Origin of the sequence: Corynebacterium simulans, assembly GCF_001586215.1 — a bacterium.
Taxonomy (GTDB): Bacteria; Actinomycetota; Actinomycetes; order Mycobacteriales; family Mycobacteriaceae; genus Corynebacterium; species Corynebacterium simulans.
Genome location: NZ_CP014634.1, coordinates 1,624,209 through 1,636,381 on the forward strand (window position 1 = coordinate 1,624,209; position 12,173 = coordinate 1,636,381).

The 12,173-nt window shown below is 58.5% G+C and carries 16 protein-coding genes; 10 read left to right on the top strand and 6 right to left on the bottom strand.

What is annotated here, in order from left to right; genetic code table 11:
• Positions 1–329 precede the first annotated feature (329 nt).
• A complete protein-coding gene (locus tag WM42_RS07680; RefSeq protein ID WP_167599045.1) occupies positions 330–1,382 on the bottom strand; it encodes a pseudouridine synthase in 1,053 nt (350 codons plus the stop codon).
• Here WM42_RS07680 and WM42_RS13450 point away from each other — a divergent pair.
• The 4 genes from WM42_RS13450 (at position 1,318) to WM42_RS07695 (ending at position 3,507) form a co-directional block, all read left to right on the top strand.
• Positions 1,318–1,461, top strand: coding sequence for a hypothetical protein (locus WM42_RS13450; protein ID WP_167599040.1), 144 nt, complete (start codon positions 1,318–1,320; stop codon positions 1,459–1,461). The genes WM42_RS07680 and WM42_RS13450 overlap by 65 nt on opposite strands.
• Before the next feature lie 43 nt (positions 1,462–1,504).
• Positions 1,505–2,404, top strand: coding sequence for a universal stress protein (locus tag WM42_RS07685; RefSeq protein WP_062036739.1), 900 nt, complete (start codon positions 1,505–1,507; stop codon positions 2,402–2,404).
• Positions 2,405–2,559: 155 nt separating this feature from the next.
• Positions 2,560–2,823, top strand: coding sequence for a GlsB/YeaQ/YmgE family stress response membrane protein (locus WM42_RS07690; RefSeq protein WP_062036742.1), 264 nt, complete (start codon positions 2,560–2,562; stop codon positions 2,821–2,823).
• A 75-nt stretch (positions 2,824–2,898) separates the two neighbouring features.
• Positions 2,899–3,507, top strand: a complete 609-nt coding sequence (locus tag WM42_RS07695) for a TetR/AcrR family transcriptional regulator (protein WP_062036744.1) — start codon at positions 2,899–2,901, stop codon at positions 3,505–3,507.
• On the opposite strand, the gene yidC is transcribed toward WM42_RS07695, so the two are convergent.
• On the bottom strand, positions 3,464–4,438 hold the full coding sequence (yidC, locus tag WM42_RS07700) for a membrane protein insertase YidC (RefSeq protein ID WP_062036747.1): 975 nt from the start codon (positions 4,436–4,438) through the stop codon (positions 3,464–3,466). The two genes, WM42_RS07695 and yidC, sit on opposite strands and share 44 nt — an antisense overlap.
• A gap of 61 nt (positions 4,439–4,499) precedes the next feature.
• On the opposite strand from yidC, the gene WM42_RS07705 reads away from it, so the two are divergent.
• Positions 4,500–5,231: a class E sortase gene (locus tag WM42_RS07705; protein WP_062036750.1), complete on the top strand. Its 732-nt coding sequence runs from the start codon at positions 4,500–4,502 to the stop codon at positions 5,229–5,231.
• The gene (locus tag WM42_RS13455) at positions 5,232–5,384 is read left to right on the top strand and encodes a hypothetical protein (RefSeq protein ID WP_167599041.1); all 153 of its coding nucleotides are present in this window, start codon (positions 5,232–5,234) and stop codon (positions 5,382–5,384) included.
• Here the strand turns inward: WM42_RS13455 and WM42_RS07710 are convergent.
• On the bottom strand, positions 5,381–5,935 hold the full coding sequence (locus WM42_RS07710; RefSeq protein WP_062039299.1) for a DUF2020 domain-containing protein: 555 nt from the start codon (positions 5,933–5,935) through the stop codon (positions 5,381–5,383). The two genes, WM42_RS13455 and WM42_RS07710, sit on opposite strands and share 4 nt — an antisense overlap.
• Between WM42_RS07710 and WM42_RS07715 the strand changes: the two genes are divergently transcribed.
• Positions 5,934–7,106 (top strand): sensor histidine kinase, encoded by a 1,173-nt coding sequence (locus WM42_RS07715; RefSeq protein ID WP_062036754.1) that lies wholly within the window; start codon positions 5,934–5,936, stop codon positions 7,104–7,106. The genes WM42_RS07710 and WM42_RS07715 overlap by 2 nt on opposite strands.
• 42 nt (positions 7,107–7,148) lie before the next feature.
• On the top strand, positions 7,149–7,787 hold the full coding sequence (locus WM42_RS07720; protein WP_061925116.1) for a LuxR C-terminal-related transcriptional regulator: 639 nt from the start codon (positions 7,149–7,151) through the stop codon (positions 7,785–7,787).
• A 41-nt stretch (positions 7,788–7,828) separates the two neighbouring features.
• Here the strand turns inward: WM42_RS07720 and WM42_RS13690 are convergent, their stop codons facing one another.
• The gene (locus WM42_RS13690) at positions 7,829–7,927 is read right to left on the bottom strand and encodes an Lsr2 family DNA-binding protein (RefSeq protein ID WP_235591231.1); all 99 of its coding nucleotides are present in this window, start codon (positions 7,925–7,927) and stop codon (positions 7,829–7,831) included.
• A 124-nt stretch (positions 7,928–8,051) separates the two neighbouring features.
• Complete coding sequence (locus WM42_RS07725; protein ID WP_062036756.1) at positions 8,052–8,684, bottom strand: DUF6474 family protein; 633 nt, start codon at positions 8,682–8,684, stop codon at positions 8,052–8,054.
• 66 nt (positions 8,685–8,750) lie between these two features.
• On the opposite strand from WM42_RS07725, the gene WM42_RS07730 reads away from it, so the two are divergent.
• Positions 8,751–10,214, top strand: a complete 1,464-nt coding sequence (locus WM42_RS07730; protein WP_082787654.1) for a TM0106 family RecB-like putative nuclease — start codon at positions 8,751–8,753, stop codon at positions 10,212–10,214.
• A 50-nt stretch (positions 10,215–10,264) separates the two neighbouring features.
• The gene (locus WM42_RS13280; protein WP_070497839.1) at positions 10,265–10,894 is read left to right on the top strand and encodes a hypothetical protein; all 630 of its coding nucleotides are present in this window, start codon (positions 10,265–10,267) and stop codon (positions 10,892–10,894) included.
• Here WM42_RS13280 and WM42_RS07740 read toward each other — a convergent pair.
• Positions 10,891–12,171, bottom strand: coding sequence for a copper oxidase (locus WM42_RS07740; RefSeq protein WP_235591232.1), 1,281 nt, complete (start codon positions 12,169–12,171; stop codon positions 10,891–10,893). The two genes, WM42_RS13280 and WM42_RS07740, sit on opposite strands and share 4 nt — an antisense overlap.
• Positions 12,172–12,173 lie beyond the last annotated feature (2 nt).

Genomic DNA, 12,173 nt, shown 5'->3' on the forward strand with positions numbered 1-12,173 from the left:
GTCGTTCGGGGTGACCTTAGGTCGCGGACTATAACTCCAAGTCTGTGGCTTGTTCGTGGTTGCTGTAACGGGTCGTGCTTGTTTGGTGGATCGCTCGCGTCTGGGGTGACTGCTTTCTGGTCGGGTCCAGGGCGCGATAGCGCGTGCACGAATGCTCTATCACGCCCTGTATTTTTAAGTGGGCGGGGCTTGGCTTTTGAGAGTTTGGAATGCGGGTTGGCGGTTTTTATTTCCTTTCTTTTTAGTGGGTTGGGCAAAAGATGAGTTTATGGAGTCTCGTGATTTTCCTGGTGAAAAGTTCGATGGGATCGACGAACGAATTAGAACATTTATGGGTGAAGAAAATTATGGGCGACGAGTGGCAAATTTGAGGAGAATTCGCGAGGCTTACCCGACAGTGGATCGGTGAATGAGATATGCGTTGCGGTCAGATGCATTGGGACGCGCATATCCTCCGCGTCGGCGGGATAGATGACGGGGTATACAGGGTCGCCAAGGATGGGTACACCGGCTTGCCACATGTGGAGTCTTAGCTGATGGGTCTTACCCGTCTTTGGCTTGAGCGTGTAGCGAGCGAGTGGGGGTTGCTTGCCATGAATGTTTTCGTAAGCGGTGTTGTCCACAGCGGTCACACCGGCGAGGATGGTGATTGCGTTTACGGGGCCGTCCACAATGCGCCCTTGGATTTCGCCAGGGGTCTTTTCGATGCGTGACTCCCACACGGTTTCTGCCGCGACGTCGGAAAGCGGGGCGATAGCCTCGTAAGTCTTTTGCACACGCCTTTCCGCAAATAGTGTCTGGTAGGCGCCGCGTACGTCCTTCGTCTTTGTAAAAACCAAGATTCCGGAAGTAAGTCGGTCGAGGCGATGTGCCGGTGAGAGTTCGTCGATTCCGGTCTTGCGGCGCATCTGAACAGTGGCCGTCTGGACGATGTGCTTCGCGCGCGGCATCGTTGCCATAAATGGCGGCTTGTCTACTACGAGCAGGTGCTTGTCTTCATAGATGATCGGGATGTCATAGGGCACCGGTGCTTCGGGCGCCGGCATGCGGTAGAAGTACACGTCAGTGTCGGTGCTGAGCATTGTTTCCGGGCGCAGGACCGTTTGGTCGCGCAGAACCACCTCATCGTTGTCGAAGCGCGTCTGGAGCGCCGCGGCGTCGTCAAGCGGACTGCGATGGCGCTGTGCTGTAATCACTTCTTCCAAAAATGCCCAGGCTGTAATTGGTCCGGCTGGTACGCGCACCCTGGTCGGATTCAGACCATTTTTAATTGGCAATGGGCTGAACCCCTTGCGCATATGTACTAGTCTGTTTCCCATGGATTTTGACTCTCTTCTCGCACCGGTAATTGAATTCTTCTCCAACGGTATTGGCGCCGTAATCGCACAGATTGCGGAGTTCTTTTACTCCGTATTTTTCCCAGCTAATGCAGACGCTGCAACTACTGCGGATCTTGGTTAGTACGTACTAGACTGAGGGTATAACCAGCTGAAAGGAAAACATCATGGCCAAGGAAGACATTGTTGTTGTTGCCGTAGACGGTTCGGAAGCCTCCAAGAACGCTGTTCGTTGGGCTGCTAACACCGCAACCAAGCGCGGCATCCCGCTGCGCATTGCCTCCAGCTACACCATGCCGCAATTCCTGTACGCAGAGGGCATGGTTCCTCCGAAGGAACTATTCGATGATCTGCAGGCAGAAACCCTGGAGAAGATCGAAGAAGGCCGCGCCATCGCTCATGAGGTTTCGCCGGATCTGAAGATTGGCCACACGGTGGCTGAAGGCTCCCCGATTGACATGCTGCTGGAAATGTCGAAGGACGTCACGATGATTGTCATGGGCTCCCGCGGCATGGGTGGCCTCTCCGGCATGGTGATGGGTTCCGTTTCAGCTTCCGTGGTTTCCCACGCTGCCTGCCCGGTTGTAGTTGTCCGTGAGAACAACAACGTCACCGAGCTGAACAAGTACGGTCCGGTTGTTGTCGGTGTCGATGGTTCTGAGGTTTCCCAGAGGGCTACCGCTTATGCCTTCAAGGAAGCAGATGCTCGTGGTGCTGAGCTCATCGCAGTTCACACTTGGATGGACATGCAGGTCCAGGCTTCCCTCGCTGGCCTCTCCGCAGCACAGGCTGAGTGGGCAGACGTGGAAAAGGAGCAGGCAGAACTGCTCAGCGAGCGCATTGCTTCCCTCCAGGAGGAGTACCCAGGCGTTCAGGTGAAGAAGGTTATTGCCCGTGACCGCCCGGTTCGTGCACTTACCGACGCCGCCGATGGCGCCCAGCTGCTCGTCGTTGGCTCCCACGGCCGCGGCGGATTCAAGGGCATGCTTCTTGGCTCCACCTCCCGCGCACTCTTGCAGTCGGCACCATGCCCGATGATGGTTGTGCGTCCGGACTCCGGAGAATAGAGCGCTAGTTTCTGGGCGTTCCCTGGCAATTAACTAACGATTCATCAACGCTTCGAGGGGCGACCTGCGGAAACGCAGATCGTCCCTTTTGTGTTTATATTTTTTGCTGGCACCATAGTGCTTGTAGCTGAAAGAACTAATAAAAGGAGATAGCTATGGGCATGGGCCTTGGATTTTTCGGTTCGATCATCGTCGGTATTATCGCTGGCTGGTTGGCAGAGAAGATTATGAAGCGTGATCACGGTCTGCTGACCAACCTGATCGTTGGTGTTTTGGGTGGCCTTATCGGTGCGGGCATCATGTCCCTTATCGGTGGCAGCACCGGTAGCAGCTGGATCTTGATGATTGTCGTTGCAACCCTCGGTGCTTGTTTGTTGCTGTGGATTGTCGGCCTGGTTACCAAGAAGTCTCCCAAGTAAACAACGCTAATTAGCGTACATACCGGTTTGTCTATATTGTATAGATGAACCGGTTTTGTCGTTTTAGGAGAGGATATGCCAGAAAAGAAATCGCGCAGGAACCGTCCAAGTCCGCGCAGCCGACTCCTTGAGTCCGCAACCAATCTTTTCACCACCGAGGGCATTCGCGTCATCGGTATTGATCGCATTCTCCGCGAGGCGGATGTGGCCAAGGCATCCCTTTATTCCCTCTTTGGCTCTAAAGACGCCCTCGTCATTGCATATGTGGAGTCGCTTGATGAAAAGTATCGGGCCGATTGGGAAGCCCGTACCGCAAACATGACCGATCCGTACCAGAAGGTGCTGGCCTTCTTCGATAAAGCAATCGAGGAACAGCCAGAAATCGAATTCCGCGGCTCCCACTTCCTAAACGCGGCGGGCGAATATCCACGCCCTGAAACCGATGCTGAACGCGGCATCGTGGCAGCCTGCGTAGAGCACCGCACCTGGGTGCACAACACCATGACTGCGCTGCTTACCGCAAAGAACGGCTATCCTTCTGCCACGCAGGCAAGCCAGCTGCTCATCTTCCTGGACGGCGGCATGGCAGGCGCGCGCCTTACCCGTGAGCTTTCACCGCTGAAGACCGCGCGCGAACTGGCTATTCAGCTTCTTTCTGCGCCTCCTGCTGACTATTCGATTTAAGCTGCTTGCGAGCCTCCGCCACGATGCGCATGTTTTCCTTGCGCTTCGCCTTAGCCTGTTTCTTTGCCTCCTTGCCGGAACGGGCTTTCTTTTTGCGCTTTTCTTCCTTGGAACGCCAGCGGCCGATGGTCTCACGGCGGAAGGCATGGACTTCCTCTGGTAGCGGGTAACGGCGGCGCAGGATTAGCTCATAAACCACTGTCTGGATGAGCGTGTAAAGATACGTCCAGCCCCAGTAGTAAATGATTGCCACCGGGATAGGTGCGTTCATTGCGGTGTTCCACAGCAGCCACGGCACCAAGAAGATAAGCAGGACCGTAAACCAGAGCATGCGGCGGTTGAACTTCTTATCAAACTGCGTGGTCAGATAAGAGCGGTAAAGCGTGATGACCATGTTCAGAACGGTGAACAAAAGCGCTAGCACCAAGATGGGAATCACAAGATCCTTGTGCTCACGGGCGAAATCCGTAATCGGTACTCCGTTGAGCAAGGTGGTGCGGAATGCCGCGACGTCTGCGGGATTTAAAAGGCCCACATGGTCGCTGTTGCCCTCGCGGGAGGCGCGCAAAACCACCTGGTAGAGGCCCAAGAACATCGGCATGATGATGAAGATGGGCAGGCAGCCTACCGCCGGGTTGAATTTGAATCGCTCACGCAGTTCCTTTTGCTCGGTGAGGATCTCCATCGCCTCTTCCACCGTGGTTGCCTCTTTGAGGCGGGCATCGAGAGCGACCTGCTCGGGGCGCATGAGCGCGCCAATGCGCCCCGACTTCACCGAAAGCCAATTCAGCGGTGCAATAAAGCTACGGATTGTGATCACAAGGAAGACTATTGCCACCAACCATGCCAGCGAGCTATCGAGGAATTGGGCGAAAAGTATGTGCCACAACTTCATGATTCCGGAGACCGGGTACATGAATATTTCGAGCATGTTAATCCTTCACGAGGCGCGGATAGGGCTTTCTGTACTGTACAGCGATTAAGTTTAAATTATGAGCAAAAATAGAGTGAGCACCGTCATCGGTGAGCTATTGCTGACCATTGGCGTCATCTTGCTTCTCTTTGCCTTCTATGAGGCCTACTGGACCAACCTTGAGTCTGACCGCCTGCAGGAAAAGGCGAGCGAAAAATTGGAAACTCAGTGGCATAACCCCCGCGGAAAACTCCACCCCAAGCTGGGTGAGGCCTTTGCCCGGATGTATATCCCGACGTTCGGCTCGGATTTCCAATTCGCCATCGTTGAAGGCACGCAGGAAGAGGAACTGCTGCGCGGTCCAGGTCGCTACACCGATAGTCAGATGCCGGGGGAACTCGGAAACTTCGCCGTCGCCGGACACCGCGTGGGCAAGGGTGCCCCATTTAATGACTTGGCTAACCTTGAGACCTGCGATGCCATCGTGGTCGAAACCCAGTCGGAGTGGATAACTTACCGCGTGTTGCCAATCGACGGCGCGCCAGCTGATTGCTTTAGCCCTGAGCAGAAGGCTAAGCCTGAGTACCAAGGTTTGAGCGGTCGGCATATCACGCTGCCTGGCGACGTCGGGGTTATCGCCCCTGTCCCGGGCTGGGATACCCCGGTCGAGCAGGCGTCGGAAGCCTTGCTCACCCTAACCACCTGCCACCCGCAGTTTTCGAATGCGGAGCGCATGATTGTCCATGCCATGGAAGTCGCACATGAACCGAAGGTAGAGGGCAAGACCCCTGCCGTACTGGAGGAGGGCTAGATGTATCGCGCACTATGGAATCTTTTGCCAGGGCCCACCGCCGTTAAAGCGGTGCTGGCTCTCGCGATTGCGGTTGGCGTATTTTTCCTCCTGATGGAGGTTATTTTCCCGTGGGTTTCGACGATAATGCCGTATAACGACGTGGCGGTTTAAAGGCCTAAGTTCTTGATCGCCTCTTGGGCGATGAGCTCAGCCTTCAATGTCTGGAGCTGATTCGACCACACCAGCACGGCCTTGTTGTCCTTTTGCACGGCGTATACGGAATACGCTTCGTCAAAGACACCGCGGCCGCCGGACCAGCCTGCGAACTCGGCTAGTTCCGTGGAATCGACCGGGGCGGCCCAATCCACCACGGCACGGGCCTGTTCAACGTCCGGCATCTCGCGGACTACGACCGTGGCCTGCGGGTCTTCCGGATAGGACCAGAAGATGCACGCGGGGGTGCTAAAGCGCTTGTCGACGGCCGTGCGGGTCATCCTTTGCCCATTCGTATCAGCTACCCACTGGGTATCGAGATAGGGGCAAGTTTCTTCGGCATTCGGCTCGGCGGTGGCATCGACGGGCAGGCCGTCTCCTGGAGCCGCGGAAGACGGCGCGGCGTCGTGAGGCGCGGGTGCGAAGTCGGTGGATGCGGTCTCCTGGGAGCTGCAGGCGCCGAGGGCGAGCGTGACGGCCAGAAGGCCGGACAGTAGGCTTTTGCGCATGATGTCCACAATAGACCAGCGTTCCTCAGAGACTGAGGCTTTGCGCAATGGCATTCATATCCTTACCGCGACCTTGCTCGTGGTGGCTATCTTCAGCACGGTGCGCCTGCCGTTGTGGCAGGCCGTGATCAACCTGTTGCTGTTGACGGCGTTTGCGGCAATTTACTTCGCAGGCTCGGTCTTTTTGGAGCAATGGCCAAAGGGCGTGCGATACCTATGGCTGGTGATTCTATCCGTCGTGTGGATGGCAGACATGTTCGTCGCTCCCGTTGCGATTTACCTGGTCTTCGCGCTGTTCTTTTTGTATCTCTACGTACTGGACCTGTACGTGGGCATAGTTTGCGTCATTGCGGCGACGGCGATTTCGGTGATCATGCAGATCCCGGGTGGGTTGACCTTCGGCGGTGTCATGGGACCTGCGGTCTCCGCGCTAGTGACGGTGGCCATCTATTACGCATTCCGAGCCTTGTCCCTGATGAACCGCGAGCTCATCGAGACGCGTTCGCAGCTGGCGGAATCGGAACGTGAAAGCGGCATGATCGCAGAGCGCCAGCGCATCGCCCACGAAATTCATGACACCCTAGCTCAGGGTCTTTCCTCCATCCAGATGCTGCTGCATGCGGCGGATCGGGACTTGGGGAAGGAAGACATCAAGCGAGCCCAGGAGCGCATCGAACTCGCGCGGCGAACTGCGGCCGATAACCTGCACGAAGCCCGCGCCATGATTGCGGCGCTCCAACCGCCCGCGCTGGCGGAGGCCTCACTGGAGGCGGCGCTTAACCGCATGGCTGAGAACTTTGCGGCCACTAGCGGCGTGAATGTCGAGGTGGAGGCAGAAGGTGAAGAACTTAAGCTGCCGATGAAGGTAGAGGCGGCGCTTTTGCGTATCGCGCAGGGTGCGGTGGGCAACGTCGTCAAGCATGCGGGTGCCACCCGCGCGCGCATCACCGTGACTTATGCCCCGGACGAGGTGCGTGTCGACGTCGTGGATAACGGGCATGGCTTTGACGTAGCGAAGGTGCAGGACCAGCCCGCGGGCCTGGGGCATATTGGGCTCAGCGCTATGAGCCGGCGCGCGGAGGAGCTCGGCGGTGAGGTCGTGGTGGAGTCAACACCAGGTTCCGGTACTGCGGTGTCAGTTAGTATGCCCTTGGGCGGCACGGTAGATTAAACTTTTGGATGATTGTCTCGACCACTTTAGGAGGAAGCGCGCGTGATTAGGGTCTTGTTGGCCGATGACCACGAGATCGTTCGCCTCGGGCTGCGATCCGTACTCGAAGGCGCTGAAGACATCGAGGTTGTAGGCGAGGTGGCAACTGCGGAGGCCGCGGTGTCCGCGGCACAGGCCGGCGGAATCGATGTCATCTTGATGGACTTGCGCTTCGGTGCCGGCGTGGAAGGCACGCGCGTGATGGGCGGTGCTGAGGCAACCGCAGCTATTCGCTCCTCCATGGCGCATCCGCCGAAGGTTCTCGTAGTGACTAACTATGACACCGACGCCGATATTCTCGGCGCCATTGAGGCTGGCGCAGTGGGCTACCTGCTCAAGGACGCTCCGCCGAACGAGCTGCTCGCTGCCGTGCATTCCGCCGCAGATGGTGACTCGGCGCTTTCGCCGATCGTGGCAGATCGTTTGATGACCCGCGTGCGCACTCCGCGCACCTCGTTGACCCCGCGAGAGCTAGAGGTACTCAAGCTGGTGGCTGCCGGCGCTTCCAACCGTGAGATCGGCCAAGACCTCATGCTGTCTGAGGCAACCGTGAAGTCCCACCTGGTGCACATCTACGACAAGCTGGGCGTGCGCTCGCGTACCTCCGCTGTGGCGGCTGCTCGCGAGCAGGGCGTGTTGTAGAGCCTTCTCGGCCTTACTGCCCACAGGGGGGAAACGGGATATTACTGGGCGCCTGCTGCGTTGTAGGCGTCCACAATCTCGTGCGGAATCTTGCCGCGGTGAGCAACCGGGATGCCCCGCTTGCGTGCCCATGCGCGCACCTTGCTAGGCTCGATGTAAAGAAACCGCCCCTTTTTAAGGTTCTTATTAGAGGCCCAAAACTTGGTTGAGCCTTCATAAGAAAAATAAAAAAGGCGGCGTGGAGAACTGCTCTGCTGGTTGACCTTATGCGGACAGACGCTGCTGGATTTCAGCGGTGATGTTGTCAATCTCCGCGTTGATGGTCTTGTGCACGCGGCGGCGCTGCTGGTCGGTCATATACTCGGCGTTATCGATGGAAGAGTCAACCTCGTTGAGGCGCTCCTTCACGTCACGCTTGAAGCCGGCCGGGAGGTCAGAATCCTTGAGGGTGTTGCGGATGCCTGCGGTGCGAGCCTTTAAGGAAGCACCGTGGCCGGAGAATGCCGCCATCTGATCGGTAGTCAGGCCGGCTTTCTTAGCGCGGTTGGCCTCAAGCTGGCCCTGTGCCGCAACGATGCCACGGTAAACGAGCGGCAGCAGCAGTGGGGCAGCGGTGCGCAGAGCACCGGCGTAACGCTTGACATTGTCCTTGTTAAGGCGGCCGTGCTTGAGCTTATCGAGCTCGAGCTGTGCCATCTTCTTTTCGTGCTTGCGGCGCTTCTTAAGGCCCTTCTCCTCGGACTTGATGAGCGCCTTTTCCTGCTTGGCCAGGAGCTTCTGCTGGCGCTGCTGGGCCTTGGATGCTTCCTTAACCTCTGCCTTGACGCGGGTCTTGGCGGCCTTGACCTCGGCGCGTGCTTCGCGGCGAGCCTTCCTAATCTTCTTCACGATGCTCATAAATTTTTCCTTTACTTAATTGTCTGGGTTCAACTTTACCTTGCTGTTCTATTAAGCTCACCCGTTGTGAAGGATGTGCTTGGTGCTGCGGACCTCGTGGGGTGCCGCTATAGGCTGGTGCAGCGGCGTGCCCATCCGGAGATCCAACCAACTGAGGCCTCCAAGGCCCGGGCCGAAAGGCACGTGGCCGCCGTAGAAGCCGCGATGGCGAACCTGCCGGTCAAGGCTCCCGGCCGCTTCCGGCGCATCGACTTGGAAGGTGATGAGTGGGAGCGTTCTATGGCCACGCTAGAAGCGTTGGCTTATGGATACACGCATATTACGGGAGCCATTTTCGCCACCGGCGAATGGAAGGTAGAAATAGACCTTCTGCTGCGTGAGGGGGAGGCCTATACGCCGATCATCGTCTCGAATCACCGCGTAGCGCGCCGTAACGAAAATGCGCGCACTCTGGCGGTGCCCACCCACAGGGTAGGCCTTAGTGAACCACTAGAGGTGCCTTATAAGCTGCGGCATCATTCCGTCGACGGCTATCGTCTGGCATTTGCAGCGCGTGCGCTGGAGGACCTTGATCTAAATTCGGGCCGGGGTGGAGCGATTGGTCAGGATCGCTCGCGGGTATTTTTCACCGACACCGCACGTTTCGACGTCGCGAGTGCGTTGGCGCAGCCTTTGCCCACGGGTCCACGCCGCGTCAAAGAGTGCGCAACCTGCCGTTTCTGGAAGCTGTGCGAGCCTGAGCTGCGCGCCCGCGACGACATTTCACTGTTCCTGCCGGGCGATCGCGCCAAGCCCTATCGCGAAAAGGGCATTGAGACGGTGCAAGCGCTTATCGACGCCCAGTTGGGCGAGCCCTCCCAGCTCGCCAAGGCCTGGCGCGTGGGCGAGCCACTTTTGCGCCGCGATAAAGCTACACAGAGCGCTCAGCCCGGACTCACCGTGCCACGTGCCGACGTCGAAGTCGATGTAGACATGGAGGCCTACCTGGACCAGGGCGCTTATCTCTGGGGTGCTTGGTATGAGGGTGAGTACCACGCTTTCGTGACCTGGGAACCGCTCGGCGGGCGCGCTGAGGCTGCTAACTTCGCGGAGTTCTGGGAGTGGCTGATGGGCCTGCGCGCCCAGGCGCATGCCGCGGGCAAGACCTTCGCGGCCTATTGCTATTCCGCGCACGGTGAGAACCACTGGATGCGCATGTCCGCCAAGCGTTTTGGCGCCCCACAGCTTGAAGAGGTCGAAGAGTTCATCGCCTCGCCCGAGTGGGTCGACATGTTTGTCCAAGTCAAGCGCAACTTTGTGGGACCTTACGGGCTCGGCCTTAAGACCGTGGCGCCTGTTGCCGGTTTCCAATGGCCCGAGGATTTCGACGGCGAGGAATCCGTCAACGCCCGCCGCGAAGCTTTGGCAGGGGATATGGAAGTTCGCCAGCAAATCCTTGATTATAATTCTGGCGACGTGCAGGCCACCCGTGCCGTGCGCGACTTCATGAGTGCCGGCGCGCCGGGCGTGCCTGCGCTTATTTCTTTCTGATCTCTCTAACTCAGAGCTAGCTTAGGGCTAACTCAGAACGGAATATCCAGGTGTCCGCACATAAACCTGCGGCGAAGGTCGCTGTCCTTATCGCCGCAGTATTGGTTTTGGTCCTTATTGGTTTCGGCATTGGCCGCGCGCTCTCGGGCGGCGACGATGATGGGAAGGACCATGGAACGCAGGTGTCGGTGACCGCGGCGTCGGCAAGCAGCAGCTCCCAATCGGCCTCGCGCACAAGTTCCAGCAGCGCCTCGAAGACCTCGAGCGCCGAGCCCACGGTTACCGAAACGGCCTATGCTGAGCCCACCGATTTCCAGGCCACGGAACCTACCCTTCTCTACTGCGATCAAGGCGCGCTGACCATTTTGGGTACGTTCTCCGATGGAACGCGGCGCCCCACCCCGGAATGCGATACCGCCAACCACCGCAGGGCCGTGCGCGCGGAGACCGTGTGCGGCAGTCTCAACGGCCGACTGATGTACCCCGATGAATGGGTTGAGCTGTGCAACGGTGGCCGCCCGATGGAGTCGGGCGACCTCAACGGCTATCCAGACGACGATGACAGCTATAACTCGGATGACAGTTACGACGCGGACGCCAGCGACGGGTATGACTCCGCGTACGAGTCCAATTCTGGATACGGCGAAACCTCCGCTGCCAGCACCGAGTCTGCGTACTAGAACAGCAGCAGTGGCGCTAGGATGGCCGCGCCGATGCCCAGCTGGTGCCACGGAATGGTGGTTTCCGGGGCAGGACCCTCGGTCTTCTTCTGCAGCACTGCCTTTTGGGCTTTCACCGCGCGTACGATGAGCACCGGGTAAACCGCGAGGGAGCCGATGCACAAGAGGGCGGCGCACAGGGTGACCCAGACTGTCGTCGAGGACATCCAGATCGCCACGCCGCCGTTGATGAAGGTGGCGCGCAGCAGGCCTAAGCGGTTGAGCTCCTGCAGGCCCGAACGGGTGGCTGCCGGGCCGCCGCCCATGGTGATGGGAAGCAGGTAGCTCATCACGCCAAAGAGGAGCTGTGCGGCAAAGCCCACCACCAGTCCAAGCGTGGGAATGCCGGGCTCAGGGCTAAAGAAGTGTTGCACCGTGTAGTAGGTCAGCGCGCCTACCAGCCAGAAAGCGGAGCACAGAACGGAGATCGAAGGGTAGTTCACCCGCCCGCGCGGATCCTTAGCCACATTGAGCACGTTGGTGACCCATCCCTCAAGGCTTAAGACCCAACCCACGCAGTAGACCGCGAGCCCGAACTCCGGGTGGTTAACAATGGTGCCGACCAAGGTGATGACAACGCCGAGCGCCAACAAAAGGAAGCTCGGGCGCATACGCTTGTTGACGCCCTTGGTGCGCCAGATGGACGGGAACAAGATTGTCAGCGAGCCGGCCGCGGCCAAGCCCACGAAGCCAGCGACGTTGGCCGTGACGTGGGCGATGAGCAGTTGTGGGTGAGCAGGATGCACCGAAAGCAGCGCGCCCAAAGCAGCGCCCACCGCGAGGAAGAAGGCGGAGGCGACGTAGGCGGCAACGACGGGGCGGAAGCGTTTGCCATTGCTTCCACGCCACTGGCCGGACAAGGAAACGCCATGCCAGGCAATCATCGCAGCAACTATCGTGGCGCCGACCTGGGTGAGTATCCAGTGCTGTGACCACGCATGCAGAAGCAATTGACCGATAAGCACCAGCACAATGCCCGCGTTGAGCACGTAGATGCGGGTGAGCTGGGCGGGCCGGGCGGAATCCGGCAGGCGGGTTTGCACAAACTTCTCAGAAAGGTGCTGGGACCACACCACGATGGAGTTGCTCAGAATACCCAGCGTGAAAATGTGAATGAGCACCCAGCGGGCATTTGGGATAAAAGCATGGATGGCGCCCACAACGATAAAGACCATCATCCAGATTGTCACGGGACGCGAGGCCCGGCGATGCCACGTGCGCGCTGACCATTTATCCATAA

Bases quoted from the DNA above. Each gene is read 5' to 3' on its own strand.
- WM42_RS07685 (WP_062036739.1), top strand. From the start codon at position 1,505: ATGGCCAAGGAAGACATTGTTGTTGTTGCCGTAGACGGTTCGGAAGCC.
- WM42_RS07715 (WP_062036754.1), top strand. From the start codon at position 5,934: ATGATGTCCACAATAGACCAGCGTTCCTCAGAGACTGAGGCTTTGCGC.
- WM42_RS13450 (WP_167599040.1), top strand. From the start codon at position 1,318: ATGGATTTTGACTCTCTTCTCGCACCGGTAATTGAATTCTTCTCCAAC.
- WM42_RS07690 (WP_062036742.1), top strand. From the start codon at position 2,560: ATGGGCATGGGCCTTGGATTTTTCGGTTCGATCATCGTCGGTATTATC.
- WM42_RS13455 (WP_167599041.1), top strand. From the start codon at position 5,232: ATGTATCGCGCACTATGGAATCTTTTGCCAGGGCCCACCGCCGTTAAA.
- WM42_RS07710 (WP_062039299.1), bottom strand. From the start codon at position 5,935: ATGCGCAAAAGCCTACTGTCCGGCCTTCTGGCCGTCACGCTCGCCCTC.
- WM42_RS07705 (WP_062036750.1), top strand. From the start codon at position 4,500: ATGAGCAAAAATAGAGTGAGCACCGTCATCGGTGAGCTATTGCTGACC.
- WM42_RS07725 (WP_062036756.1), bottom strand. From the start codon at position 8,684: ATGAGCATCGTGAAGAAGATTAGGAAGGCTCGCCGCGAAGCACGCGCC.
- yidC (WP_062036747.1), bottom strand. From the start codon at position 4,438: ATGCTCGAAATATTCATGTACCCGGTCTCCGGAATCATGAAGTTGTGG.
- WM42_RS07740 (WP_235591232.1), bottom strand. From the start codon at position 12,171: ATGGATAAATGGTCAGCGCGCACGTGGCATCGCCGGGCCTCGCGTCCC.
- WM42_RS07695 (WP_062036744.1), top strand. From the start codon at position 2,899: ATGCCAGAAAAGAAATCGCGCAGGAACCGTCCAAGTCCGCGCAGCCGA.